Source organism: Streptomyces lavendofoliae, assembly GCF_014649735.1.
GTDB classification, from domain to species: Bacteria; Actinomycetota; Actinomycetes; order Streptomycetales; family Streptomycetaceae; genus Streptomyces; species Streptomyces lavendofoliae.
Map to the genome: position 1 here is coordinate 69,698 of NZ_BMTP01000006.1, position 22,560 is coordinate 92,257.

At 74.1% G+C, this 22,560-nt stretch carries 22 protein-coding genes and 1 pseudogene; 11 read left to right on the forward strand and 12 right to left on the reverse strand.

What is annotated here, in order from left to right:
* Positions 1–57: 57 nt before the first annotated feature.
* The 4 genes from IE109_RS13175 to IE109_RS13190 form a co-directional block, all read right to left on the reverse strand.
* Positions 58–1,086 carry a serine hydrolase domain-containing protein gene (locus tag IE109_RS13175; RefSeq protein ID WP_189551018.1) on the reverse strand — a complete coding sequence of 343 codons (1,029 nt, stop codon included), beginning with the start codon at positions 1,084–1,086 and terminating at the stop codon, positions 58–60.
* Between the two features lie 5 nt (positions 1,087–1,091).
* The gene (locus IE109_RS13180) at positions 1,092–1,322 is read right to left on the reverse strand and encodes a hypothetical protein (RefSeq protein ID WP_189551019.1); all 231 of its coding nucleotides are present in this window, start codon (positions 1,320–1,322) and stop codon (positions 1,092–1,094) included.
* Between the two features lie 154 nt (positions 1,323–1,476).
* Complete coding sequence (locus tag IE109_RS13185; RefSeq protein WP_229890967.1) at positions 1,477–2,376, reverse strand: SCO6745 family protein; 900 nt, start codon at positions 2,374–2,376, stop codon at positions 1,477–1,479.
* Between the two features lie 122 nt (positions 2,377–2,498).
* Positions 2,499–3,242 (reverse strand): class I SAM-dependent methyltransferase, encoded by a 744-nt coding sequence (locus tag IE109_RS13190; RefSeq protein ID WP_189551020.1) that lies wholly within the window; start codon positions 3,240–3,242, stop codon positions 2,499–2,501.
* Between the two features lie 545 nt (positions 3,243–3,787).
* On the opposite strand from IE109_RS13190, the gene IE109_RS13195 reads away from it, so the two are divergent.
* The 3 genes from IE109_RS13195 to IE109_RS13205 all read left to right on the forward strand — a co-directional run bounded on the left by IE109_RS13195 (position 3,788) and on the right by IE109_RS13205 (position 6,624).
* Complete coding sequence (locus tag IE109_RS13195; protein WP_189551021.1) at positions 3,788–3,958, forward strand: hypothetical protein; 171 nt, start codon at positions 3,788–3,790, stop codon at positions 3,956–3,958.
* Positions 3,959–4,349: 391 nt separating this feature from the next.
* Positions 4,350–5,276 carry a hypothetical protein gene (locus tag IE109_RS13200; protein ID WP_189551022.1) on the forward strand — a complete coding sequence of 309 codons (927 nt, stop codon included), beginning with the start codon at positions 4,350–4,352 and terminating at the stop codon, positions 5,274–5,276.
* 124 nt (positions 5,277–5,400) lie between these two features.
* Positions 5,401–6,624, forward strand: coding sequence for a PucR family transcriptional regulator (locus IE109_RS13205; protein ID WP_189551023.1), 1,224 nt, complete (start codon positions 5,401–5,403; stop codon positions 6,622–6,624).
* A 464-nt stretch (positions 6,625–7,088) separates the two neighbouring features.
* On the opposite strand, the gene IE109_RS13210 is transcribed toward IE109_RS13205, so the two are convergent.
* Positions 7,089–7,943 (reverse strand): RNA polymerase sigma factor SigF, encoded by an 855-nt coding sequence (locus IE109_RS13210; protein ID WP_189551024.1) that lies wholly within the window; start codon positions 7,941–7,943, stop codon positions 7,089–7,091.
* A 420-nt stretch (positions 7,944–8,363) separates the two neighbouring features.
* Here IE109_RS13210 and IE109_RS13215 point away from each other — a divergent pair, with 420 nt between their 5' ends.
* Both IE109_RS13215 and IE109_RS13220 read left to right on the forward strand, forming a co-directional pair.
* Positions 8,364–8,924: a hemerythrin domain-containing protein gene (locus IE109_RS13215; RefSeq protein WP_189551025.1), complete on the forward strand. Its 561-nt coding sequence runs from the start codon at positions 8,364–8,366 to the stop codon at positions 8,922–8,924.
* A gap of 1,034 nt (positions 8,925–9,958) precedes the next feature.
* The gene (locus IE109_RS13220) at positions 9,959–10,270 is read left to right on the forward strand and encodes a hypothetical protein (RefSeq protein ID WP_189551026.1); all 312 of its coding nucleotides are present in this window, start codon (positions 9,959–9,961) and stop codon (positions 10,268–10,270) included.
* A 1-nt stretch (position 10,271) separates the two neighbouring features.
* On the opposite strand, the pseudogene IE109_RS33120 reads toward IE109_RS13220, so the two are convergent.
* Positions 10,272–10,367: pseudogene (locus IE109_RS33120) on the reverse strand (DUF5701 family protein); the annotation flags it as partial.
* 256 nt (positions 10,368–10,623) lie between these two features.
* On the opposite strand from IE109_RS33120, the gene IE109_RS13225 reads away from it, so the two are divergent.
* The 3 genes from IE109_RS13225 (at position 10,624) to IE109_RS13235 (ending at position 13,424) form a co-directional block, all read left to right on the forward strand.
* Positions 10,624–10,902, forward strand: coding sequence for a hypothetical protein (locus IE109_RS13225; RefSeq protein WP_189551027.1), 279 nt, complete (start codon positions 10,624–10,626; stop codon positions 10,900–10,902).
* Positions 10,903–11,077: 175 nt separating this feature from the next.
* Positions 11,078–11,299, forward strand: a complete 222-nt coding sequence (locus IE109_RS13230) for a hypothetical protein (protein WP_189551028.1) — start codon at positions 11,078–11,080, stop codon at positions 11,297–11,299.
* 286 nt (positions 11,300–11,585) lie between these two features.
* Entirely contained in the window at positions 11,586–13,424 is a 1,839-nt protein-coding gene (locus IE109_RS13235) for a CASTOR/POLLUX-related putative ion channel (protein WP_229890969.1), read from the forward strand.
* 159 nt (positions 13,425–13,583) lie between these two features.
* Here the strand turns inward: IE109_RS13235 and IE109_RS13240 are convergent, their stop codons facing one another.
* Positions 13,584–14,225 carry a hypothetical protein gene (locus tag IE109_RS13240; RefSeq protein WP_189551030.1) on the reverse strand — a complete coding sequence of 214 codons (642 nt, stop codon included), beginning with the start codon at positions 14,223–14,225 and terminating at the stop codon, positions 13,584–13,586.
* A gap of 236 nt (positions 14,226–14,461) precedes the next feature.
* On the opposite strand from IE109_RS13240, the gene IE109_RS13245 reads away from it, so the two are divergent.
* Positions 14,462–15,241, forward strand: a complete 780-nt coding sequence (locus tag IE109_RS13245; RefSeq protein WP_268251471.1) for an inositol monophosphatase family protein — start codon at positions 14,462–14,464, stop codon at positions 15,239–15,241.
* A gap of 145 nt (positions 15,242–15,386) precedes the next feature.
* On the opposite strand, the gene IE109_RS33125 is transcribed toward IE109_RS13245, so the two are convergent.
* The 3 genes from IE109_RS33125 to IE109_RS13260 form a co-directional block, all read right to left on the reverse strand.
* Positions 15,387–15,737 carry a hypothetical protein gene (locus IE109_RS33125; RefSeq protein ID WP_229890971.1) on the reverse strand — a complete coding sequence of 117 codons (351 nt, stop codon included), beginning with the start codon at positions 15,735–15,737 and terminating at the stop codon, positions 15,387–15,389.
* Positions 15,738–16,053: 316 nt separating this feature from the next.
* Positions 16,054–16,911 carry a hypothetical protein gene (locus IE109_RS13255; RefSeq protein WP_189551032.1) on the reverse strand — a complete coding sequence of 286 codons (858 nt, stop codon included), beginning with the start codon at positions 16,909–16,911 and terminating at the stop codon, positions 16,054–16,056.
* Positions 16,908–17,258 (reverse strand): hypothetical protein, encoded by a 351-nt coding sequence (locus tag IE109_RS13260; protein WP_189551033.1) that lies wholly within the window; start codon positions 17,256–17,258, stop codon positions 16,908–16,910. Before IE109_RS13260 ends, IE109_RS13255 begins: the two co-directional genes overlap by 4 nt.
* Before the next feature lie 98 nt (positions 17,259–17,356).
* On the opposite strand from IE109_RS13260, the gene IE109_RS13265 reads away from it, so the two are divergent.
* On the forward strand, positions 17,357–20,419 hold the full coding sequence (locus tag IE109_RS13265) for a CHAT domain-containing protein (RefSeq protein ID WP_189551034.1): 3,063 nt from the start codon (positions 17,357–17,359) through the stop codon (positions 20,417–20,419).
* Positions 20,420–20,448: 29 nt separating this feature from the next.
* Here the strand turns inward: IE109_RS13265 and IE109_RS13270 are convergent, their stop codons facing one another.
* Positions 20,449–20,664: a hypothetical protein gene (locus IE109_RS13270; protein WP_189551288.1), complete on the reverse strand. Its 216-nt coding sequence runs from the start codon at positions 20,662–20,664 to the stop codon at positions 20,449–20,451.
* 184 nt (positions 20,665–20,848) lie between these two features.
* Positions 20,849–21,304 carry an Lrp/AsnC family transcriptional regulator gene (locus tag IE109_RS13275; protein ID WP_189551035.1) on the reverse strand — a complete coding sequence of 152 codons (456 nt, stop codon included), beginning with the start codon at positions 21,302–21,304 and terminating at the stop codon, positions 20,849–20,851.
* Between the two features lie 145 nt (positions 21,305–21,449).
* Here IE109_RS13275 and IE109_RS13280 point away from each other — a divergent pair, with 145 nt between their 5' ends.
* Positions 21,450–22,460 carry an asparaginase gene (locus IE109_RS13280; RefSeq protein ID WP_189551036.1) on the forward strand — a complete coding sequence of 337 codons (1,011 nt, stop codon included), beginning with the start codon at positions 21,450–21,452 and terminating at the stop codon, positions 22,458–22,460.
* Positions 22,461–22,560: the final 100 nt, after the last annotated feature.

The following is a 22,560-nucleotide window of genomic DNA, read 5'->3' on the forward strand; positions in this document are numbered from 1 at the left end:
GGCGGCGGGCCCCTGGTGGGGACGGCGTCCGGTCCCGCCGGTGCGACGCCGCCCCGGTCAGGCGAAGGTGGCTGCCGGGACCGGGTCCGGACCGGGTCCGGAGTCGATGATCCGGGCGAGCAGGTCGAGGCCGGCACGGTCGACGGACCGGGCGTTGGCGCTGAGGACGACGACTGCGGACCGGCGTTCGGGGGCTATGGCCACCAGGCTGCGGTAACCGCCGGTGCCGCCGGTGTGGAACAGGATCCGGTGCCGGCCGCGGGGCGGACCGGCCGAGATCCAGCCGGGATGGACGGCGGTTCCGGCGTTGACGCGGTGGGCGGTGGTGTGGGTGAGGGCGATGGCTTCGGCGAGTTCCCCGGGTGCGGGACCGATCTGGGCCCGGGCCAGGGTGAGCAGGTCGGGCACGGTGGAGTGCAGGCCGCCGGCGCCGGCGAGGGCGGCAAGGTGCCAGCGCGGGCGGGGGCGGCCGGTGCGGGAGTGGCCGTCGGCCAGTCGTGCCGTGCGTGCGGGGTCGAGGACCACGCGGGTGTCGGTCATGCCCAGGGGCCGGCAGATCTCGGTCCGGACGAGCGTGTCGTAGTCGGTGCCGGTGTGGCGTGCCAGGACGAGCCCCAGCAGGCCGGCACCGAAGTTGGAGTAGCGGAAGCGGGTGCCGGGCGCCGACCGCAGACGGGTGCGCCGCAATCCGTCCAACAGGAGCTCGCCCGTGCAGCCGGCGTAGGGGTCCGGGCGGAACAGGCCCCCCGGCAGGAGGCCCTTGGGCAACCGGGGCAGGCCGGACGTGTGGCAGGCCAGGTGAGCCAGCCTGATGACCTCACCGCCGCGTTCCGGAGCCGTGATGTCGCGGGGCAGCAGGTCGCGCAGCGGCTGGTCCGGTTCCACGGCGCCACGCACGGTGAGCCGGGCCAGGACCAGCGAGGTGAACGTCTTCGTGACGGAACCGATCTCGAACAGCGTGCCGGGGTCGGCGCCGTGCACCGCGGACTCCCCGCCCCTCAGGGCACCCACCACGACGGCGCCCCGCTGTCGGGCACCGAGCCGCTCCGCCGTCCTTCGCACCGGATCATCGAGGAGCGAGGTCACGGTCGTCAGGCCTCCGTCCGGCCGAACAGGCGCCGGCCGCCGTACTTCTTGTGTACGGCCTGCTTCGACACCCCCAGCGCCTCGGCGATCTGCGTCCACGTCGTCCCCGCCACCCGTGCCCGGTGCACCAGAACCTCTTCCTGCCCTTCCAGGCGGCGGCGCAGCGCGGCTGCCTCGCGCAGCGCCGCGACGGGATCGGTGTTCTCGGTGATCGGTGAGATGTCCACTTCGGTCATGCGTCAACTTTAGTTGACCACCTTCCTGGCCGTCAACCCACGTTGACCACGCCGAGGAGGTGGCGGGAGTCCCCGCGGCCGGGGGAGCGTGACGGGTACGCGACGCCCTCGCCCCCGACCCGCCGGGCTCCATCGGCGCACCGCCCCCGCCGCGTCACGCGCGGCGGTCGGGCAGCCCGATGGGGTTCGGGAAGCGCAGCGCGGTCGCGCAGGCCTCCGACAGCGGGGTCAGCGCCGCGACCAGCCGGGCCACCTCGTGTTCGGGTACGCCCCGCCAGGGCCGGGCCGCCGCGCGGTCGGTCGCCTGCTCGACGGAGGCGTGGACCCGGCGCCCCGCCTCCGTCGCCCGCCCGGTCGCGGCGTCCAGCAGGCCGCGCCCGGCCAGTCGTGCGGCGGCGGCCGCCCATTCGGCGTCCGTCCAGCCCCGGAACGGCTGGAGTTCGCCGCGCGGCAGGTCGGTGCCCGCCCGCAGGACCAGCACCTCGCAGCCGTCGAGGCCCGCCGCGACGAGGGCGGCCACGTGCCCGTCGCCCCGGTGCTCGCGCAGGACGGTCGCCGCGTGCCACAGGCGTGCGTGCGGGTCCCCGGGCGCCGGCAGCGCCGCGTTGACCGCGGCGAGCGGCCGGCCGCCGCAGTCCAGGTCGTCGACGTACCGGGCCAGCAGCGCCGCCGCGTGCTCCACCTCGCGCTCACGGTCCGCCGACAGCCGGGCGAGGGCCGCCCGGGCCCCGTCCTCCCGGACCTTCAGGACCCGCTCGGGGGCGACGGTGTCCCAGACGGCCGGCACGGCGCGCGCCACCATGGCGGGCGCGAACGAGAAGAACGCGGCAGTGACCGGCGCGGGCCCCACCGCGCCCAGCGGGGCGGCCCTTCCGGCGAAGTAGCCGCGCCAGAAACCGCGCAGCCCCGCCTCCTCGAACGCGTCGAGGCACTCGGGGGCGAAGTACGTGACCGCGTGCACCGGTTCGAGCAGCGTCCACAGCAGGCGCGCGGCGTGCTCGGGCGAGGAGGCGGCAGGGGTGGCGGTGGTGTTGTTGTTCGTGACGGCTTCCATGCCCCGCATTCTGTGCCGCGCTGACGCCGGCGCACCAGCGGTCGCGCCCGGCCCGCGACCGCACCCGCCGCCCCGGCCGCACGGGCCCGGGGCGGGGCGGCGCGGGGCGGCCGGGCGGCGGGTCAGGCGCGGCAGCGCAGCATCTCCAGCGGCGGGCTGGCGAGGAGGTCGGCCCAGAAGTCGGCGCCGAACTCCCGGACGCCGGCGTCGGACACCCGCAGCGGGACCCACTCCGGCTCGCCGAACCCGGCCGCCCGCAGACACTTCTCGTAGACCTCGCGCCGCGGGGCCGTGGCGACGATGCTGATCGGCTGCGGGTCCAGCAGAGCGGTGACGCGCACCTGCGGGCCGGTCTCGCGTTCCTCGCCGGTCGGTTCGCAGCGGAAGCCGTAGTCGGCCAGGGACGCGCAGTCGAACCGGTAGTCGGGCTTCTGGGCGAGCACGAAGAACTCACCGCCCGGCACCAGGCTCCGGTGGATGTTGCGGCACATCCGCTCCATCGCCGCGATGTCCTCGGCGTAGTTCAGGCACTGCACGGCCAGCGCGATGTCGAAGCGCCGGTCGAGGGACGGCAGCTCCGTCACGTCACCGACCTCGTAGCGCACGCCCAGCGGCTCGCGCCGCTCGAACTCCCGGGCGGCGGCGATCATCTCGACCGAGATGTCGACGCCGAAGACGTCCGCGGCGCCCCGACGCTTGAACTCCCGGCTGTAGAAGCCGGTGCCGCAGGCCAGGTCGAGGACCGACTTGCCCCGCACGTCCCCGACCATGCCCAGGAAGCTCGGCACCTCCCCGTACCGCATCAAGGGGAGGGACTTGAACCCCTCGAAGGCCTCGCCGATCCCGTCGTACTGCTGCACGCTCACGTGCCGCCCCCTTCTGTGTTGTCGTCCTGCGCCAAGGCCACGCCGGGTCCTCCCGCTCCGGAGGTCCACCGGCGCGGCGGCCGTGGAAGGCACTCTCCTCCGCGCCGGTCCGGCCGTCGTACTGGCGGATGGCACGAAGAAGTGGACGGGTGATCGACCCATCACCCAACACCCGTCGGCGGGGCTGCCGCTCGTAGGTTCCTACGGCAGGGTGAGGACCGCGCCGCCGGTGCCGATGACCGCCCGCAGCGCGGGGATCTGCCGCCACGTCAGCCCCACGGCGACCGCCCCCGCCACGACGGCCGTACTCCGGCGCGGTTCGGCCGGGCACGCGCGTCCACGGCCGTGGCACCCACGCGGTGGTCGGTGGCGATGCCGACCACCGACCACCGACCACCGACCACGGTGACCCCGTTGCCCTGCAGCCGGACCCTCGTCGTCGCGCCGGGATCGGACGGGGACCGAACAGGTCTGCGAACGCCACCCCGGGGCACATGAACCGGTGCACCGAGATGTCAACCCGTTCCGGACAGAGGAGTCGTTCCATGCTGGGCATAGCCGCCGCGGTCCTGTTCTTCATCGCCTTCCTCATCAACGCCGCCGACATCGCCACCAATGACGTGTTCGCCTCGGGCAACGTCATGCTGCTGGGGCTGACGCTCCTGGCGCTGCACGTCGCGGGCGTCGGTACCTCCCTGCGCTCCCGCCGCCGCTGAACCCGCCGCCGCGGGAGGGCCGGCGCCCACACCGGTTGACCCAGGGGCGTGACGCCGTCGGAGAAGTCGTCCGCCGGTAGGAACCGGGCGACCACGATGGTGGTGCCCGGAGTGCCCGGGCCGATGGTGGCGGCGTTCGGCCTCATCCCCCGTACTGAGGCGGCTTCTTCGGCGCACCCCTGGGCGGCCATCGCCTGACTGTCGACGTCACCACCGACGGGGCGAGCGGGGACCGGCCACCGGGACCTTCGCCGTCGTGGCCGCTTGTTGGTCATGGGTTCGCGACCCGGCATGGGCGGATCCCGCGGACTCGCCCCGCCCGGCGGGGGGTTCCGGGTCAGGACGTAGGATCCGGACGTCGTCACGATCATCATGACCCGGGGGAACGTCCATGTCTCGTCACTTTCCGAGCCGCCGCGGAGTGCTGACCGGCACCGCGGCCGTGGGCGCCGCGCTGGTGGCCGGCCCGGCTGCGGGTGCCGCTTCGGCCGCGGCCACGCCGAGCCCGAACCCGTACCAGCCCAAGTTGCCGCATCAGATCGAGGCGGAGGCGCTCATCGACTACCTGCGGCTGCGCCCCTGGAGCGACGGCGCCAACCGCTACAAGACGGCCGGGCAGTTCCCGGACGAGAACTCCGCCCTCGTCTGGGGAGCGCCGGGCCATCCGGAGCAGTTCTCCGCGCTCGCCCAGTGCTCCTCCTTCCTCACGATGGTCCTCCAGCGCGCCTACGGCACCGGCACGGCGTACGGCTGGGCCACCAGGGAATTCTTCGCCCGGTACTTCGCGACCGAGGCCGGGAAGTTCTACCCCACGGCCGAGAAGTTCCGTGAGGGTTTCGCCACCGCGGCGTCGATCCCGCACTTCACCGGGGTCACGAAGCCGGTCAACCTGCGCCCCGGTGACCTGGTGGCCTTCGACTACGACCCGGAGACGACCACCGAGCCCTACACCGGACACATCGTCATGATCCGGGAGCGCAAGGGGACGCTCGCGTCACCGGTGGACGACCAGGTCGGTGAGGGCGTCGTGCCGTACGTCTTCGAGGTCGTCGACTGCACCAGCGACCCGCACGGCAACCCGGCCGCCTCCCCGACCGCCGAGGCGACATACCGCGGCTTTCCCGACACCCGGATCGAGGAGGCGCCCGACGGCACCGCCGGCTGGGCGGAGCACAACGGCGTCGGCTACGGCCACATGGTCTTCTACGCGGATCCCACCACGAAGCTCTTCGCCGGCTACCGCTGGAGCGTGAACTCCTCGACCGCCCGCCGGGTCGCCGACCGGCCGATCGCCGCAGCCCGGGTCTACCTGGGCTGAGGCGGGGCGCCGTCCCCCGGACGCGCCGCCAGTCAGGTCACGATTAGGGCTGGGGCGGCTGAAACCTCGCCCTTGCGTAAGCGACCGCTTAGCATGATGGGCCTCCGGACGGAATGGAGGCGCCATGCAGCACAGTTCCGCCCCGCTGGAGCTTTTCCACCGAGCGTGCCGGCGTCTGCTCGAGCGGGGCCCCGAGTTCACGGACACCGTCGTGGACCGGATCCGCGGCGACGTGCCGTACTACGCCGATCCCGTGCTCGCCCCGCCCGACCTGCGCAGGACCGTGGGCACCGGGATCCACTACGGGCTGGAGGCCGGCCTGGATCCGGACAGGCTCGTTGACGTCGAGCGGTACACCAGGGAGCTGGGCGTACGGCGGGCGGAGCAGGGGCGGCCCCTGGACGAGGTGCTGCACGCCTTCCGGGTGGCCGGTTCCGGCGTGTGGAACGGGATCATCACGGTGGTGGAACGCGACGGGCTCGGCGACGTGCGTCAACTCGTGCATGTCGCCGATCTCGTGTGGAAGAGCAACGACCGCGACGCGGTCCTGGTCGCCGACGCCTACCGGCAGGCGGCCGAGGGGGTGGCCAGCCGCGACACCGAGCGCGTCCGGCTGATCCTCGCGGCCCTGCTGGAGACGCGCGACGATCCGGCGTTCGCGCGGGACGCGGCGGCCATCCTCGATCTGCCGCTCGACGGGCGCTACGCCGTGGCCGTGATGGCGGCACCCCCGTACGGCGGGGCGCCGCGCGGCGCCCCGGAGGTGCCCGGCATCCGGATCCTGCGGCATGCCGCCGGGGAGCTCGACGTACTGGTCGCCCATCTGGACGGCCTGCCCCTGGACGCACTGGCCGGCGGGCTGCGGGCCGGCCCCGGTGTGCGCATCGGGATCAGCCCCGTCGTCCAGGGGCTGGACGGCCTGGCCCGAGCCCGGGACATGGCCGCGCTGGCGCTGCGCACCTGCCGGGCGGGCGGCGAGGTCGTCCGGCTCGACGCGCGCCTGCCCGACGGTCTGCTGGTCTCCCGGCCCGACCTGGCCGCCGAACTGGCGCACCAGGTGCTGCGCCCGCTGTACGACCTCGAACCCGCCGACCGCGAAACGCTGTTGACCACCCTCGGCGTATGGATCGAGCACGGCGGCTCCGCCGCCCAGGCGGCCCGGCGGATGTTCTGCCACCGCAACACCGTGCTCAACCGGCTGCGTCGGGTCGAGCAGACCACCGGCCTGTCGCTGACCCGCCCCCGCGACCTGCTGCGCCTGACGCTGGCGCTCGACGCCCAGCGGCTCCTTGGGCCGGCCGTGGCGGTGCTTGGGAACCGGCACACCCCGGGCCGCCCGGCGTTGTGACCGGGCAGCGCCGTCGGCCGCACACCTGGACGGGCGGGGTCGTGTCGGCTGCTCTGGGGTGCCGCAGCTGTCGGGACCCGGCGTGGAGCGGACGGCCATGGTCATGCTCGGGGCGCTCGTCCTCTGCGCCACTCGCCCGCCGCGCTCTTCCCGGACCGGTACGTCGACTGGTTCCCGCTCCGCACGGTCGTCCTCGTCTCGCCGCCGGTGGCGTTGCTGCTCGGCCTGGCCGGCAGCCTCCCGGGGCGGCGGGACCGTAGCGGGCCGGGCGGGGCGGCGGGGGCCGGGGAACGGCCGGGCCGGAGGCGCCGTGGCCGAGCGGGCGAAGCCGGCTTCAGGGCTGCGTCATCACACGGGCGTGGGCGGCCGGCTCCCGCCGTCCGCCGCGCCGCCGGACGGCCCCGCACGACGACCGGCCTTGGAGGCGGTGCCCTCCAAGGCCGGACGGGTGGTGCGAGGATCGCTCACTGGGTGGTGAGCATGCCCTCCCGCAGGCGCTTCAGCGTGCGGGACAGCAGCCGGGAGACATGCATCTGCGAGCACCCCAGGCGCTCGCCGATCTGGGACTGGGTCAGCTCCTCGACGAACCGCATGTGGATGATCTGGCGGTCGCGGTCGTCCAGCTCGGCGATCAGCGGGGCCAGCGCGTGGAAGTCCTCCACGAGCTCCATCGCGGGGTCCTCGGCGCCGATGAAGTTCGCCAGGGCGGCTTCCCCGTCGTCGCTGTCGCTGTTGATGGTGGCGTCCAGCGAGCTGGAGTTGTAGCCGTTGGAGGCGAGGCGGGCCTCGATGACCTCTTCCTCGGTGAGGTTCATCAGGGTCGACAGTTCCTTGACCGTGGGGGTGCGCCCCAGGCGGGTCCGGAGCTCCTCGGTGGCGCGGGCCAGTTCGACGCGGGCCTCCTGGAGGCGCCGCGGAACGTGCACGGCCCAGGAGGTGTCCCGGAAGAAACGCTTGATCTCGCCGACGATGTACGGCACGGCGAAGGTGGTGAACTCCACCTCGCGCGTCAGCTCGAAGCGGTCGATCGCCTTGATCAGGCCGATCATGCCGACCTGGACGATGTCCTCCATCTCGTCCGCGCCGCGGCTGCGGAACCTGCCGGCCGCGTACCGGACGAGGGACATGTTCATCTCGATCAGCGTATTGCGGACGTCCTGGTACTCGGCGGTGCCCTCCTCCAGGACGGCGAGCCGGTCGAAGAACGCCTTCGACAGGGCCCTGGCGTCCTTGGGCGCCACCCGCCGCGGGTTCGAGACCTCGGGCAGGGCCGCCGTGCGGCTGCCCTCAGTGGTCGCCACCTGCTGAGTCGTCGTCATCATCGTCATGCTTCCCTCCCGAACCCGTCGACCTCGCCGTTGTCCCCCGACAAGCCGATGAGCCGCGCCTACCCAGGGTCCTCACACCCATGCCTCCTTTTTTCCCGCCATCTTCGACGCGCCCCCGCACCCCTCCCCGATCCACCCCCCCCGGCCCGGGCGCGGACCCCTCCCAGGGGCGGGTCCCCTTCCTGCCGCGCACCGCGCCCCGTCCCGCACCCGGAGGGGTCGCGGCGCAGGTGGCGGCCGGTGACACGCCCACCACGACCTCGGGCGGCCCAGGTGTAATGCCCGCCGCTCGGGTGACACGGACGGCATCGGCGGCACTGCACCGGTCCCGCGCGGGGACGTATGTCCCGGCAGGTGCCCGAGCAGGCCGCCTGTCACCACCGATCACCACGGAAAGAGGAGTGACCGATCATGGGTCATGGCGGGAACGTCATCCAGGAGCTCACCACCGATCACCGCGAGGTGGACGCGCTCTTCACCAAGCTCGCTTCATTGCCCGCGGATGACGAGCAGCGGCGGGAGCTGGCCGATGAACTGACCATGGAGCTGATCCGGCACGCCGTGGCGGAGGAGATGTACCTGTACCCGGCGGTCCGCCGGTACGTGGACGGCGGGGACGACCTGGCCGACAAGGAGATCGAGGACCACAGCGAGGTGGAGCGGATGCTCAAGGACCTCGAAGGCTGTCGCCCGGGCGAGGCGCAGTTCGACGCCCTCATCAACCGTCTGCAGTCGACGGTGACCGCCCATGTGGCCGACGAGGAGAACCGGCTCTTCCCCCTGCTCGCCGAATCCTGCTCGCCCCAGGCGCTCGACGAGCTGGGCGAGAAGATCCGCAGCGCGAAGAAGACCGCCCCCACCCGCCCGCACCCCGCGGCACCGGACACGCCGCCCGCGAACAAGCTCCTCGCGCCGGGCACCGGCATGGTCGACCGCCTGCGCGACATGCTCACCGGCCGCGGCCGCGGCTGACCTCCGGCCGAACCGGCGCTCCTCCCCCACCACGCGGTCGCCCGCCGCGGCGGGCGGGCCGCCCGCCTCCAGCCCCGGGACTCACCTCCCGGGGCTGGCGCGTGTCGGGGTCGGAGCACGCCGAGAACGGAACCGGCGACGGAACACGGCGGGGGCTGAACGGGTGCGTGGCCCGGGTCGCGGCTGCCGGGTTTGCCGGGGGTTGTCGTACGGGGTGCGCTTTCTGGTCACAAGTGGAGGCATGTGCAGAACCGATAAAAGGCCCGATGGTCCCTCGGATGGAGGGCCCCGGTCACCCGGATGCCTCGCATCCGGGCTATTCGGATAACCGTTAGCCGGATATGACGGCAACACCTCCGGACAGCTTCGGTCCCCATCGGGACAAAATTCCTTCCTGGGCAGATGGTTCTGTCGCCTTGGGAGCCTTTCTGTACCGCCCGGCTTCCGCACGTTCGGGGGGAAGCAACGACCTTCTCGAAGAGGGCGGCAGAGCGGTCGTCCTGACCTGGTCGGCTCCCGCCCTGGAGGAGTTCGTGGCGGTCATGGCCGGCCTGGAACGCGATTTCCTCGACGCGTGGCGGAAGGCCGGCCTCCCGATACTGCCGCAGGCACGCCGGGGGCGCTCAGGCCGCCCCTGAGCAGTGCACCGGGACTCCCGGCGGTACGGTCGCCGGTGGCTCCCCCCGCCCCCGGGCATGGCCCGGACGCTCCCCTGCTTTTCCCCGCGCATGCCTTTCCGGCGGGATCGCGCCTTTCCTTCCCGGCGTATCGCTCTGTTCCCTCTTTCATGGCGTGCCACTTCGCGCGGCACGTCCGACCGGAGTGCTCGACACCTATGTCGTCACTCCTCTCCCTCAGCCCCTCTTCCGCATCATGCGTCTCCCGAGCACCAGGACTTCACCCGGACCTCGCTTCTACGACTTTCGCACAAGCGATAAGGCGTAACGTTTCCGGGTTCGCCAGGGTCCGCCACCCTTCCTCGGAGCAGCGGGATGCAGCAGGGTCTGTTCCTTCGATCGACTTCGGAGGCACCAATGCACTTCTTCACCGGCAAGAACGTGAGACAGCGCCACAGCCTGGAGATCCGGTCGCTGATCACCGCTGTGCGGGCGGCCGGCACCCACGCGGCAGCCGCGGTGCTGCGCGCCCTCGCGGAGGTGGCCCGGCGCCCGCGCCGGACCACCCCCCTGTGGGCGGGCCCCGCCATAACCGCCGCTATGGGGCCGCGCGGATCCCTGGTCCAGGACGAGTACCGCATGGGCTTCGCCCCGCCCCCGCCGCCTTCGTCCTTCGACCTCTGGAGCGAGTGCCCCTCATGCCGGACGCTCGGCCACACCGACTCCTGAGACCTCGCATCCGCGGCCCGGAGGCGAAGCCGAGCCAGGTGTGCCGGCTGCCCCACCAGCACCAGCCGGCCTTCGGGGCGTTGCGCCGCTCGCGGCCGGGGCCCGGCGCGACGCTCACGGTGACACCGGCGCCCCGTGGCGGCGAGGCGGGGCGAGACGGAGGCGGAGGACGCCGGGCACGCGCCGCCGGCCGGGCCACCACCACCCGTCCAGCCCAAGCCTTCCCCTCGCACCATAACCAGGCATATGCCATCGCGTTATGTAGTCGACCTCCGTCACAGAGCCCCTGAATCGGGCCGTGACCTGCGTGTTTGTCAGATTTTCCAGCGTTGGGGAAGGACCTCATTGTGCACGTGACGCTTTGGCTTCTGCTGGCCTGTGGATCGACCTGTACGGCCCTTTCCGTCTTCCTGCCCTCACCGGCCAGCAGAATGCGGACGGTCGACATCGTCGAACTGCGCCGCCGTCGCCGTCTCTTCGAAATCCTCGCGGCCAACACCCACCCCGGGTACGACCACCGCGCCGCGCCCACCTCGGCGGTGGACCGCGCGCCGGGGACCGCCGCGACCGGCCCCTCGGGCGCGCTGGCAGCGTCCGAGGCGGCCCGGGAAGGCCGGCACGGCCGTCGTTAGGGCTCGCTCCCCGGGCCCGGGCGCGGGCTCTCCGGCCGCCTTGTCGCGCGGCCTTGGAGACACTCGTTCCCGACCGTGCGGCCGGGTTATGCCCGGGGTATGGGCAAGGTAGCGATTGGGTGTCGAGGTGGCGCCACCGCATTGCCGAAGGCCCGGTCGCCGGGTTGGACCAGGCATGTGGACTCCTCACTACGCGGTACTGGACGGCGCGTACTGGCTCGACGCCGACGCAAGCGAGTGCTCGTACTGCACACGCCTGCTCTCTCCCGACGACCCGGACGACGAGGGGGACGACCCACCGTTCACCGGTGGGGCGGTTCCCGCCGTACAGGCGGTCATGATCACCTGGACCACGGTCACCACGGCGCTGTCGCTGTTCCTGCCGTTCACCGGCTGACGCCGCGCGGCCCCCGTGCCGTCCCATCCCGTCGCATCGCTCCGCGGCGTACGCCACGCCGAGGTGATGCCACCTGCGGGTGAAGCGCGGGTCGAAGATCCACGCTTGGGTGATCGAGCCACAAGACTGGAACCGGCAGGGCGCCGACCCGCGTCGACGGACGTCGACCGCTCGGGGAGGCGGTACCGAACACGCACCGGGCGGACTCCCGGTGTCGAGGGGGCTTCGTATGGCATGGCGCGCTTTTCCGTCGAGGTCGCGTGTCCGGTACGGATTCGACAACCTGATGGCCCACGGCACACCGGTGCTCATCGGCTGGCTCGCCCTGGTGTGCCTCGCGATCGTGGTGCCGGCGAGCGTGGTGCTCGTCTGGGCCGACCGGGACACTCCGCCCACCTCCTCCGGGCGGATGGCGGCCGTCTGGGAGAGCGTCGGGCGGACCCTCAAGATCGGCGGTGAAGTGGGGCCGCCGCTGTACGTCGTGATGTCGGTCCTGCTGGGCCTCGTGGCGCTGCTGTTCGTCTCGGCACTGGTCAGTCTGATCACGGCGGGCCTCAACGAGCGGCTGATGGCTCTGCGGCTGGGCCGGTCGGTGGTCCTGGAGGAGCGGCACACGGTGCTGCTCGGCTGGTCCGACCAGGTCTTCCCGGTGTTGACCGAGCTGGTCGCGGCCAACGCCAACCAGCGCGGAGCGGCCGTCGCCGTCCTCGCCGACAAGGACAAGGTCGAGATGGACGTCGAGATCGCCGGTCGCGTCGGCGACACCGGACGTACCCGGGTCATCTGCCGGAGCGGCCCGACGACGGACCCGGCGATCCTCACCCGGGTCAACCCCGGCCTGGCGAAGGCCGTGCTGGTGCTGCCGTCCGGCGGGCAGGGCGGTGACGCCCATGTCGTGAAGACGCTCCTCGCCCTCGACGCGGCCGGCCCCCCGTCCGGCGACCGGGTCGTCGTCGCGGCGGTACGCAATCCCCGGCACCACCTGGCCGCCACCCTGGCAGCCGGCCGCGACGGGCACGTCCTCAGCATCGACGACATCGTCGCCCGGCTGCTCGTGCAGACCTCGCGCCAGCCGGGCCTCTCCCTCGTCTACCGCGAGCTGCTGGACTTCGCGGGTGACGAGTTCTACGTCGTGCCCGCGGCGGCGCTCACCGGCCGCACGTTCGGTGAGGCGCTGGGGGCCTTCGCCACCTCCTCGGTGGTGGGGCTGGTGCGCGCCGACGGGAGCACGGTCCTCAATCCGCCTTCGGCGACCCGCGTCGAGGAGGGCGACCGGCTGGTCGTCATCACCGAGGACGACGACACCGCGACACCCGCCGACACCGTCCCGCCGGTGGACGAGGAGGCGATCGTCACGGCGCTTCCGCGCACACCGGCACCCGAGCGCATGCTGCTCCTCGGCTGGAACCGCCGCGCCCCGCTGATCATCGAACAGCTCGACCAGTACGTAAGGGCCGGCTCCCGCCTCGACGTGGTGGCCCTGGGCGACGCGGCGACGGCCCACGAGGTACGGGCCACCACCACCGACCCCGACCACCTGCTGGTGAGCTTCCACAGCGGCGACATCACCGAGCAGCGGACGCTGGCCGGGCTCGACGTGCCGTCGTACGACAGCGTGATGCTCATCGGGGACGAGAGCCCGCCCTCCGAGGGAGGCACGGAGACGGACGACCGGACCCTGGTCACGCTGCTGCACCTGCGGGCCGTCGAGGAGTCGGCCCGCAGGGAGCTCGCCGTGATCACGGAACTGACCGACGACCGCAACCGGTTGCTGGCCCCGGTACGGCAGGGCGCCGACTTCATCGTCAGCGGTCGCCTCATCAGCCTGCTGATGACGCAGATCGCCGAGAACCGGCATCTGGCCGACGTCTTCCAGGAGCTGTTCACGGCGGAGGGCAGCGAGATCCACCTCAAGCCGGCCATCGACTACGTGCCGACGGACCGGGAGGTCACCTTCGCCACCGTGGTGGAGTCGGCGCGCCGCCGTCACGAATGCGCCATCGGCTACCGCCTGCGCGCCGAGGCGTCGATCGCCCCCGCCCACGGCGTGCGGGTCAACCCGGACAAACGCACGAAGGTGCGGTTCGGGGCCGGGGACTGCGTGATCGTGGTGGCGGAGGGCTGAGAGCGACGGCTGAGCGACCACCGGGCGGGCCGTCCGCGGCGTCCCCTTCGTCGTCGGCGGTGTCCCGGGACAGCGGGGCCGGCGCCGGTGAGCGGGCCGCACGGGGTCAGCCGGGCCCGGGTGGAGGTGGCGGGGGCGGTGCGGGACGGCGCCCGGTCGTCAGCCGCCGGCGTCGACCTCGTTGTCCGGCGCGCCGTCCCCGACCGGCGGCAGGTCCCCGCGCTCGGCCGGCACCCCGCCGGCCGGCCTCGCCGTGGGCAGCACAACGTCGAGTTCGGCGTCACCGGCGGCGTGCGCGGCCTCGGCCGCCCGGCGCAAGGTGGCCCGGTCCACGGTCCCCCGGTCGGCGTCGAGCCGCACCACGCGCCCGTCCGTCCCGGTCGCGTACTCGTGCCGCGTGCCACTCGTCCGGTACCAGTGCCCGCCGTCCGCCTCGCACTCCACGTCACCACCGCCCGGGGCGCCGTCACCGGCCACGAGCGGGGTTCCCGGGCAGCCGGCCGCGTCGAGGGAACTCCGGTCGACCGTGAGCCGTATCCGGGCGCCCGTCCCCGCGTTCACGTACGTCGCCGAGAACCCGTCCGCCCCGACGACGCCCACGGACTGCTCGGCCACCTCATAGCCCGGGACCTCGGTGACGTAGACGTTCTCGATCGCCACCTGGGCGGCCCGCGCGCGGGCCTCCAGCTCGGAGCGGTCGGCTCCGTCCGCGGCGGTTCGGGTCCCGCAGCCGGCCAGGGCCGCGGTGAGCGCGGCGGTCACGCCCAGCAGACGGCGCGACGGTCGCGTGGCACGGTTCATGGGGCCATGGTGGTGCACGAGTCGTTCCCCGTTCTCGGGTCGGGTGCGCGGTCGTCGGGGCGGTGCCCTGCGTCCGGTTCGGTGCGCGGCTGTCGCTCGTCCACGATCCTCGACCGCGGCACACGGCCGGCACATGAGTACGGGTACTCAGAGGGCCTCGCTCCGCCGGTGACGGCCGACCGCGCCTCGCTATCGTGCGCTGTGTGATCGAATGTGCGTACACGGACGATACCGAGGTGGCGATATCCGCGGCCCGCGCGGGCGCGGAGGTGGTGCGCGCCATGTACGGCCGGCGGCTCGCCCGCGTCGACAAGGGCGCCGGCGACTTCGCCACCGCCGCCGATGTGGAGGCCGAGCGGACGATCCTCGGCGTCATCCGGGCCGCGCGGCCCTGCGACGGGGTGCTCGGCGAGGAGGGCGGGCAGCGGGGGGAGGCCGGCGCCGCGCGCCAGTGGCTGGTGGACCCCCTGTGCGGCACGCTGAACTACGCCGTCGGCAGCATGCTGGTGGCCGTCAACGTGGCGCTGCGCGACGGGGCGGCGGCGGTGGCGGACCCGTTCGGCGAGGAGACCTTCTTCACCGACGGCGACGGTGCCTGGGTGCGGCGCGACGGGGTCGACACCCGGCTGACGCCCACGTCGTCCACCGGCCTGGTGGACGTCAACCTGGATCCGCCGTTTCCCCACGCTGCGGTGTTCCGGGCCGTGGAGCTGCTGGCCCATCCGGAGTTCGTCGCACGGTTCCGGCCGCGGGTCGTCTCCACGACGCTGGCGCTGGCCTGGGTGGCGGCCGGCAGGCGCGCCGCGTACCTCACCGACGGCGGCGACCTGTCGGCGAGCGTGCACTTCGCCGCCGGTATCGCCCTGTGCCGGGCCGCCGGTTGCGTGGTCACCGGTGTCGACGGCGCCCCGGTGCCGGGGACCGGCCGCGGACTGGTGGTGGCCGCCGACGCCGACACCCACGGGCTGGTGATGTCGATGATCCGCGACCGGGGCGCGGGTACGTCCGGAAGATGAGGGCGTCCGCCCCGACCGGGGCGCGGTGTCCGTGGAGTGCGAGCGCGGCGGGGGAAGCGAACCCGGGCGGAGCCGGGGCGGCCCGCGGCAACGCGGCGGACGCGCGTGCCGGGCACGGAGCCCGGCAAGATCGGGAGGACGGACCCTAGGGTGCCCCGGCCGCGCTCGGCCGGGTCCGGCGGCCGGCGGATCGCAGACGCTCGACCCGGCGCCGGCCCCGGCGCCACGCCCGGCCGGAGGCGGGTGCGTCGACGTCCCGGCCGTCGGCCCTCCAGCCGGACAGCGCGGACCTGCCGCACCCTCGCCACTGCGACGGTGACATCCGCACGCGCTGCCCGCCGTTGGTGATCAGGGTGTTCACCGGCGCCAAGGGGTCCCCCGCCATCGCCTTGGCCAGCAGTGCGGCCGCGGCGAGCGGCAGCAGCGTCGCGGCGAGGGCGGCGCCGGTGTGGACGACGTGCTGCATGTTCACGCGTCGCGGTGCGTCAGGGATCATGGCCCCATTCCAGCGGCGTCGGCACGGGGCCGCATCCGTCGGCGTACTCAGCCCGTCCTGGTACCGGTCGGGCACGGCGCTCGGCTCCGGTGCCCCTGCGCGAACCTCGGCACGCTCGTCCCGGTGAGTGCCGGGGCGCCTCTGTCCCGGTGGTGCGCGAGGGTCGGTGCGGGTCGGCCGGTGACGCGGTGGTGACGGGCCGTCCGCCCCCGGCCCGCCCGGGTCGCGGCCCGCGGGCGTCACGCGGCAGGGCGGGCCGGTCGTCGCCGCGCGCGGTGCCGGTGGTGCACCCGGCCCCGGACGGGTTCCGTCCGGGTCACGCGCCTTTGCGGAAGCGTTCGCTGAGCTGTCTGCCCACGGCGGGTGTGACGTGGCCCGACGGGAGCCGGACGCCGAGCAGGAGGGCGAGGTCGGCCGCGTACAGGTCGACGGTCGCCTCGGTGAGGTCCGCGAGGTTGCCCGCGGCCTCCCGGCCGCGCCGCCAGCCCAGCAGCATCAGCACGGCCCCCGCAAGGGCCGCCGGCCACCACATCACACCCAGGCAGAGGTGGAGCAGGCCCCAGCCGCTCGTCGCCGCCGCGGTGGTCATCGCCCCGCGCGCCGCGATCAGGTCGTTGCGGCAGGCTTCCGGCAGCAGCGTCCACAGGCGGGGCCAGGCGAACGGGAAGTCGAGTCCGTACTGGGCGTGGACGCGGGCACCCACGCCCCTCAACCGGTCACCGATCCACGTCGGCCTGGCGGGCCGGGTGAGCGCGATGGCGTTGCGCGCGTCGGCGAGGGCGGCCCGGTCGGCGGCGCCGGCCCGCCCGGCCGCGGCGACGGCACGCGCCCAGCGGTCACGGCGCCGGCGGACGAGCCGGCCGGTCAGCCACCGCGGCCCCGACACCAGCCACGCCCGCTCCACGGCGGCGCCCAGACCGCGGGCCAGGAGCCCGGCCACCGCGGCCGCCGCCAGGACGGCCACGAACAGCAGGACGGCCGGCACCGGGCGGTGGTCGTAGTGGGCGGCGAACGCCTCGACCGCACGGCCCAGCATCCGCCCGTCGAGGGCGTGGCGGTGACCGAGCACGGAGCCCGCGGCGACGAGGGCGACGAACAGGGCGCCGGGCACGACCAGCAGGCTCACCCAGCGTTCGGCGAGCTTCTTGCCCAGCTCGGCGAGGAAGGCGTTCATCCGAAGGTCAACGGGGCGTCGAACACGGCGCACTCCGGCAGCGGGCCGCCCGGTTCACGGCGCTCGACCCGCGAACAGCGCCCGCCCGGGCACGTGTACGCGCCGGCCGGCGGCGGCGCCGGGTCCTGGCCGGGCACCGGGGCGTACCCCCGTGGCCGCACCGGCAGGCCCAGACGGTCGCAGACCCGTTCCAGGGCGGTCGGCACCGGCAGCGTTCCGGCGCGCAACCCGGTGAGCATGAGGCCCAGTTCGGCGGACCATCCGTCCAGCCGCGCCTGCTCGCGCAGCTCCGGCAGGTCCCCGCAGAGCCGGCTGAGGCCGTCCGCGTCCACGGCGGAGCTTTCCACCCGTTCCCCTTCCCCCCGGCGTCGCACGGAATAGTCTCATTCGGCGTACCCGCCGGTCATGCGTTCGCCGGCATTCCGGGCACGGAACGGGGGGCGTCATGAGCACCGAGGATCTGACCTTCGCCATGGAGGACCGGCTCGACGCCTTCTCCTCCAGCGGCGACGTGGCGTCGCTGCGGGAACCGGAGGCGCAGCGGCTGGCCGACCGGCTGTACTACGCGGTCGACTGGCTGTCGCCCCTGACCGGGGCGGCCGAGGGCGCGCGGGCGTTCAACGTCGCCGTGCTGCTGGGGACGTTCCACTGGTACCGCTACCAGCACGGCGGCGGGCAGGCCGACGCCGAGCGGGCCGCGTTCCTCTTCCGGCTGGTGCACCCGGTGGCCCCGCACTGCGTTCCCGCGGCGCTGTCGGCGGCGTACGCGGCGCTGGGGGACCCGGCGGGCGGCGGACCGGATGCGGAGCTTACGGCCGGGTACACCGCTCTCGCGATCGGCCTGCTGAAGGAGGTGGAGGCGGGTGGGGACCCGCGGCTGCTCGACGACGCCGTCGAGCTGTGTCTGCTGTCGGCGCGGGCGAATCCCCGGCAGGACGTGGTGTGCGCGGAGGCCCTGGTGACCCTGGGGAACGTCCTGACCCGCCGGTACGAGTACACGGGTGACGCCGACAGCCTGGACCGGGCCTTCACGGTGACCGTCAAGGGCGGGCAGTCGGTGCCGGAGGGCCATCCGTACCGCCTGACGTTCTGCTCGGGCCTGGGGCACACGGCGATCCGCCGGTTCGAGCGCAGCGGGGACCTCGACACCCTCGATCTGGCGGTCCGGGCGCTGCGGGAGGCGGCGTACACGGCACCCGCCGACCACCCGCACCGTGCCGCGTTCCTCACCAACCTCAGCTCTGCGCTGAGCCACTACCACCGGCACACCGGTCGCGCGGAGGCCGTCGACGAGGCGCTGTCGGCCCAGTTCGAGGCGGTGCGGAGCACCCCGCGCGACCACCCGGACCTGCCGAGCCGGCTGCTGAACCTCGCCGCCGCGCTGGAGAGTCACCCGGGACCCGTCCGCGCCGGCGCCGATGACGACGGCGGTGCTGGTGGTGGTGACGGTGGTGGTGGTGACGGCGGCAGGTACGGGCTGGTCGTCGACCTCCTGCGGGACGCCCTCTCCCTGGTCGGCGACGGGCACCCCGACCGGCCGGCCTGCCTGCACCTGCTGGCCGGCGCGCTCGGCGAGCGGTTCGCGCGCGACGGGGACCCGAGGGACCTGGAAGACTCCGTGGCGGCGGCCCGCGAGGCGTCGGCAGGCACGGCCGGTGACCACCAGCGGCCGAGCCGCCTGCGGGGGCTCGGCCGGTCACTGCGGCGGTACGCCGCCCACTTCGGGGCGCCCGGCGCCCTCACCGAGGCCGTCGACGCGCTGCGGGCGGCGGAGGCGCTGTTGCCCGAGGGTCATCCGGAACGCACCGGAACCCTGACCGAACTGGGCTTCGCCCTGGTGGAACGCGCCGAGGCCACGGGCGCGCCCGGCGACCGGGTCGCGGCGCTCCGCGCCATGAGCGACGCCTCCCTGGTGTCCTCCGCCCCGGCGCGCGCCCGTGCCCGCGCGGCTGCCGCCGCCGGACATCTCGCCGCCGGGACCGGGGACTTCGCCGGATCCCTCGAACACTTCGCCCTGGCCCTCGCCCAGTTGGAGCTGACGGCCTGGCGTGGCCTGGAGCGCGACGACCGCGAGCGCCTGATCGCCGACCACCCGAGCCTGGTCACGGACGCCGCCGCCGTCGCTTTACGGGCCGGGCGGCCGGAGCGCGCCGTGGAGCTCCTGGAGCAGGGCCGCGGCATCCTGCTCGCCCAGGCCATGGAGAGCCGCGCCGACCACGCCGGCCTGCGCGCCGAGGCGCCCGAGCTCGCCGACCGGCTCCGCCGGGTCCTCGACGAACTCGACCGGCTGCCCGACGGCCCCCATGGCCCGTCGGGGACGGCCGCGGTGGACGTGCGGGAGCGCCGGCGCGCGGGCGAGCGCCGCGTGGCCCTGGCCCGGAGCCGGGACGAGGTCCTGGCGGAGATCCGCGCCCTGCCCGGGCTCGCCCGCTTCCTGCGCCCTCCGGAGTTCGCCACGTTGCGCACCGCCGCCGCGCGGGGCCCCGTGGTCCTCCTCGTCCCGAGCCGGTACGGGTGCTTCGCGCTGCTGCTGACCGCCGAGGGCGTACGGGTGCTGGAGCTGGCGCTCGACGACCGGCAGCTCGCCGCGCGGGCGGTGGCCCTGACGGAGGCCCTGGACGACCGGCGGTCGCCGTTCAGGGCACGGAGGACGGTCGTCGACACCCTCGCGTGGCTGTGGGAGACCGTGGCCGGCCCGGTGCTGACGGCGCTGGGCCGCACCGAGCCGCTCGGTCCGGACGCGGCGGGCTCCCGCCTGTGGTGGTGCCCGGCCGGGTTGTTCACCCTGCTGCCGCTGCACGCCGCGGGGCGTCCGCTGCCGGGGGGCGACGGCGACACCGTGCCGGACCGGGTGGTCTCCTCGTACACCCCCACCCTGCGCGCCCTGCTCCACGCGCGCGGGGGACGCCCCGCCGCGGCGGGGGCGCGCGCCCGCGGACTCATCGTGTCCCTGCCGTCCACCCCCGGCCTGCCGGACCTGCCGGCGGCCGGGGAGGAGGCCCGGGCGCTGCGCCTGCGGCACCCGGACGCCGCGTTCCTGACCGGCGCCGCCGCCAGCGCGCCGGCCGTGCTGGACGCCCTGTCCCGCTGTTCCTGGGCGCACTTCGCCTGTCACGGACAGCAGGATTTGACCCGCCCGTCGCGCGGCGCGCTCGTCCTGCACGACGGGCCGCTGAGCCTGCGGGCGATCGGCAACCTCCGGCCGGCGCGGGCCGAGTTCGCCTTCCTGTCCGCCTGTGAGACCCATCGCGGTGGTCTCGTCCTCGCCGACGAGGCGATCACCTTCGCCACCGCGCTGCAACTCGCGGGCTTCCGGGACGTCGTGGGCACCCTGTGGTCCATCGACGACGCCTTCGCCGCCGAGGTGGCCGGCCTGGTGCACGAACACCTGGCCCGGCCGGGCAACCCCGACCCGGCGACCGCCCTCCACACGGCGCTGCGCTCTCTCCGGGAACGCCGGCCGCGTGCCGTGCTGAGCTGGGCGCCCTACGTCCACGTGGGCCCGTGAACGCACGGCTCCGGGGGCGGGTCCGCGTCTCAGACCTGCTGGCGGGCGAACAGCTCCAGGTGGCCGCAGCCGGGGCAACGGTAGGCGTCCACCTGCCACTTGGGCCGCCCCATGCGGCGGGCGTTGCCGAGCGGACCGCGCGCGAGAGCGCCTTCCACCCAGCGGGCGTAGCCGCGCGAGTGTTCGCCCGCGTCCTCGATGAACCCCGGTTCCAGGCCGGCATCGCCGCACTGGCCGCACTTCATGGTCTCCACGGCGGCAGTGTAACGAGGTGGCCGGAACACCCGTCCTGGGCGGGGAGGGACGGTCGCCCCACCCGCGCCGTGTACGCCGCGCACGCTCGTGCGCCGCATGTGCCTCGCCGTGCGCGTCGGGTGCGCCGCGCGTGTCGCGGGCGCCGCCCGGCCCCCCCGGCCCCCGGCGGGGCCGTCAGCCGTCGACGGGCAGTCCGCGCGGTTCCTTGACGCGCTTCATGATGATCTGGGAGTTGACCTCCGTCACACCGGTCAGGGCGGTCAGCTTCTCGATCCAGAGGCGTTCGTAGGCGCGCAGGTCCGCCACCGCGATGCGCAGCAGGCAGCCGGGGCTGCCGAACAGCCGGTACGCCTCGATGACGTCCGGGATCTCCCGCAGGGCCGCCTCGAACGCCTCGACCACCTCGCGGTCGCGCTTGACCTCGATGGACACCAGGACCTCGAAGCCCCGGTTCACGGCGTCCGGGTCGATGACGGCGCGGTAGCCCTGGATGACCCCGTCCTGTTCCAGCTGCCGTACGCGCCGCATGCAGGGGGAGGGCGTCAGCCCCACGCGCGCGGCCAGCTCCTGGTTGCTCAGCCGACCGTCTTCCTGGAGCTCGCGCAAGATGGCGCGGTCGATCTCGTCCATGGCGCAATTATCCACCACAAGGGAACGCGATGACGCGAATATCGGTCATCCCATTGCGCGTGCCCTCCCCTATCATTGCGCCCGGACAGCACAGGGGGCGCGTCGAGTGCGACGCCGGACGTGAACGAGAAGAGGACAAGGGACCGTGAAGCGGATCGTCGTCATCAGCACCGGCGGAACCATAGCCAGCCGCTGGCAGGGATCCGGCTTCGCCGCCGACGCGCACGGCCAGGAGGTCATGGCGACCGCCGCCGTGCCCGAGGGCGTCGCCATCGAGGTCGTCGACCTGTTCAGCGTGAACAGCCCCCGCCTCACCACCGCGCACCAGCTCACCCTGGTGCGGACCGTGCACGAGGTCCTCGGGGACCCGGGCGTCGACGGCGTCGTCGTCACGCACGGCACGGACACCCTGGAGGAGTCGGCCTTCCTCGTCGACCTGTACCACGACGACCCGCGCCCCGTGGTGTTCACCGGGGCTCAGCTGCCGCTGGACGCGGAGGACGGCGACGGGCCCCGCAACCTCCACGACGCCCTGCTGACCGCCTCCCGTACCCGCGACCTGGGGGTCCTGGTGGCGTTCGACGGCAAGGTGCACGCGGCGCGCGGCACGGTCAAGACGCACACCGTCGGCGCCGACGCCTTCGCCGACCCGTCCCACGCGCGCGTGGGCGACATCGGGTTCGGCAAGGTCTCCGTACGGCGCCATCCGTCGCGCCCGGCCGCGCTGCCCCTGCCCGGCGTACCGGAGAGCCGGCCCCGGGTGGACATGGTGATGCACCACGCCGACGGCGACCCGCTCCTGCTGAACGCCGCCGTCGAGGCCGGTGCCCAGGGCGTGGTCCTGGTCGCCACCGGCGCCGGGAACGCCACCCCCGAGGTCGTCTCGGCCGTCGCCGCCGCCACCGCGCGGGGCGTACTCGTCGCCCTGACCACCCGCGTCCCCTCCGGGCCGGTCTCCCAGATCTACACGCACGGCGGCGGTGTCGACCTCGTCGCCGCGGGCGCCGTCCCCACCGGTCTCCTCCGCGCCGGGCAGGCCCGCGTCGCCGTCCTGGCCGCCGTGCTCGCGACCACCGACACCGATGAGCGCGTACGGGTGCTGCGGCATGTGCTCGGCCAGCCCGTGCCCGTGCCCGCCGAGCCGGCCCGTACCTGACTCGCCGCGCGCCGGGCTGCGCGCCCGGCGCCCCGGGTGCCCGCCCGCACCCGTCCTCCGCCGCCGGCCACCCCGTCCCCCCGCCGACAACGCCCCCGCC

Bases quoted from the DNA above. Each gene is read 5' to 3' on its own strand.
- IE109_RS13180 (WP_189551019.1), bottom strand. From the start codon at position 1,322: ATGACCGAAGTGGACATCTCACCGATCACCGAGAACACCGATCCCGTC.
- IE109_RS13185 (WP_229890967.1), bottom strand. From the start codon at position 2,376: ATGGAAGCCGTCACGAACAACAACACCACCGCCACCCCTGCCGCCTCC.
- IE109_RS13195 (WP_189551021.1), top strand. From the start codon at position 3,788: ATGCTGGGCATAGCCGCCGCGGTCCTGTTCTTCATCGCCTTCCTCATC.
- IE109_RS13200 (WP_189551022.1), top strand. From the start codon at position 4,350: ATGTCTCGTCACTTTCCGAGCCGCCGCGGAGTGCTGACCGGCACCGCG.
- IE109_RS13205 (WP_189551023.1), top strand. From the start codon at position 5,401: ATGCAGCACAGTTCCGCCCCGCTGGAGCTTTTCCACCGAGCGTGCCGG.
- IE109_RS13210 (WP_189551024.1), bottom strand. From the start codon at position 7,943: ATGACGACGACTCAGCAGGTGGCGACCACTGAGGGCAGCCGCACGGCG.
- IE109_RS13215 (WP_189551025.1), top strand. From the start codon at position 8,364: ATGGGTCATGGCGGGAACGTCATCCAGGAGCTCACCACCGATCACCGC.
- IE109_RS13220 (WP_189551026.1), top strand. From the start codon at position 9,959: ATGCACTTCTTCACCGGCAAGAACGTGAGACAGCGCCACAGCCTGGAG.
- IE109_RS13230 (WP_189551028.1), top strand. From the start codon at position 11,078: ATGTGGACTCCTCACTACGCGGTACTGGACGGCGCGTACTGGCTCGAC.
- IE109_RS13235 (WP_229890969.1), top strand. From the start codon at position 11,586: ATGGCCCACGGCACACCGGTGCTCATCGGCTGGCTCGCCCTGGTGTGC.
- IE109_RS13240 (WP_189551030.1), bottom strand. From the start codon at position 14,225: ATGAACCGTGCCACGCGACCGTCGCGCCGTCTGCTGGGCGTGACCGCC.
- IE109_RS33125 (WP_229890971.1), bottom strand. From the start codon at position 15,737: ATGATCCCTGACGCACCGCGACGCGTGAACATGCAGCACGTCGTCCAC.
- IE109_RS13255 (WP_189551032.1), bottom strand. From the start codon at position 16,911: ATGAACGCCTTCCTCGCCGAGCTGGGCAAGAAGCTCGCCGAACGCTGG.
- IE109_RS13265 (WP_189551034.1), top strand. From the start codon at position 17,357: ATGAGCACCGAGGATCTGACCTTCGCCATGGAGGACCGGCTCGACGCC.
- IE109_RS13270 (WP_189551288.1), bottom strand. From the start codon at position 20,664: ATGAAGTGCGGCCAGTGCGGCGATGCCGGCCTGGAACCGGGGTTCATC.
- IE109_RS13275 (WP_189551035.1), bottom strand. From the start codon at position 21,304: ATGGACGAGATCGACCGCGCCATCTTGCGCGAGCTCCAGGAAGACGGT.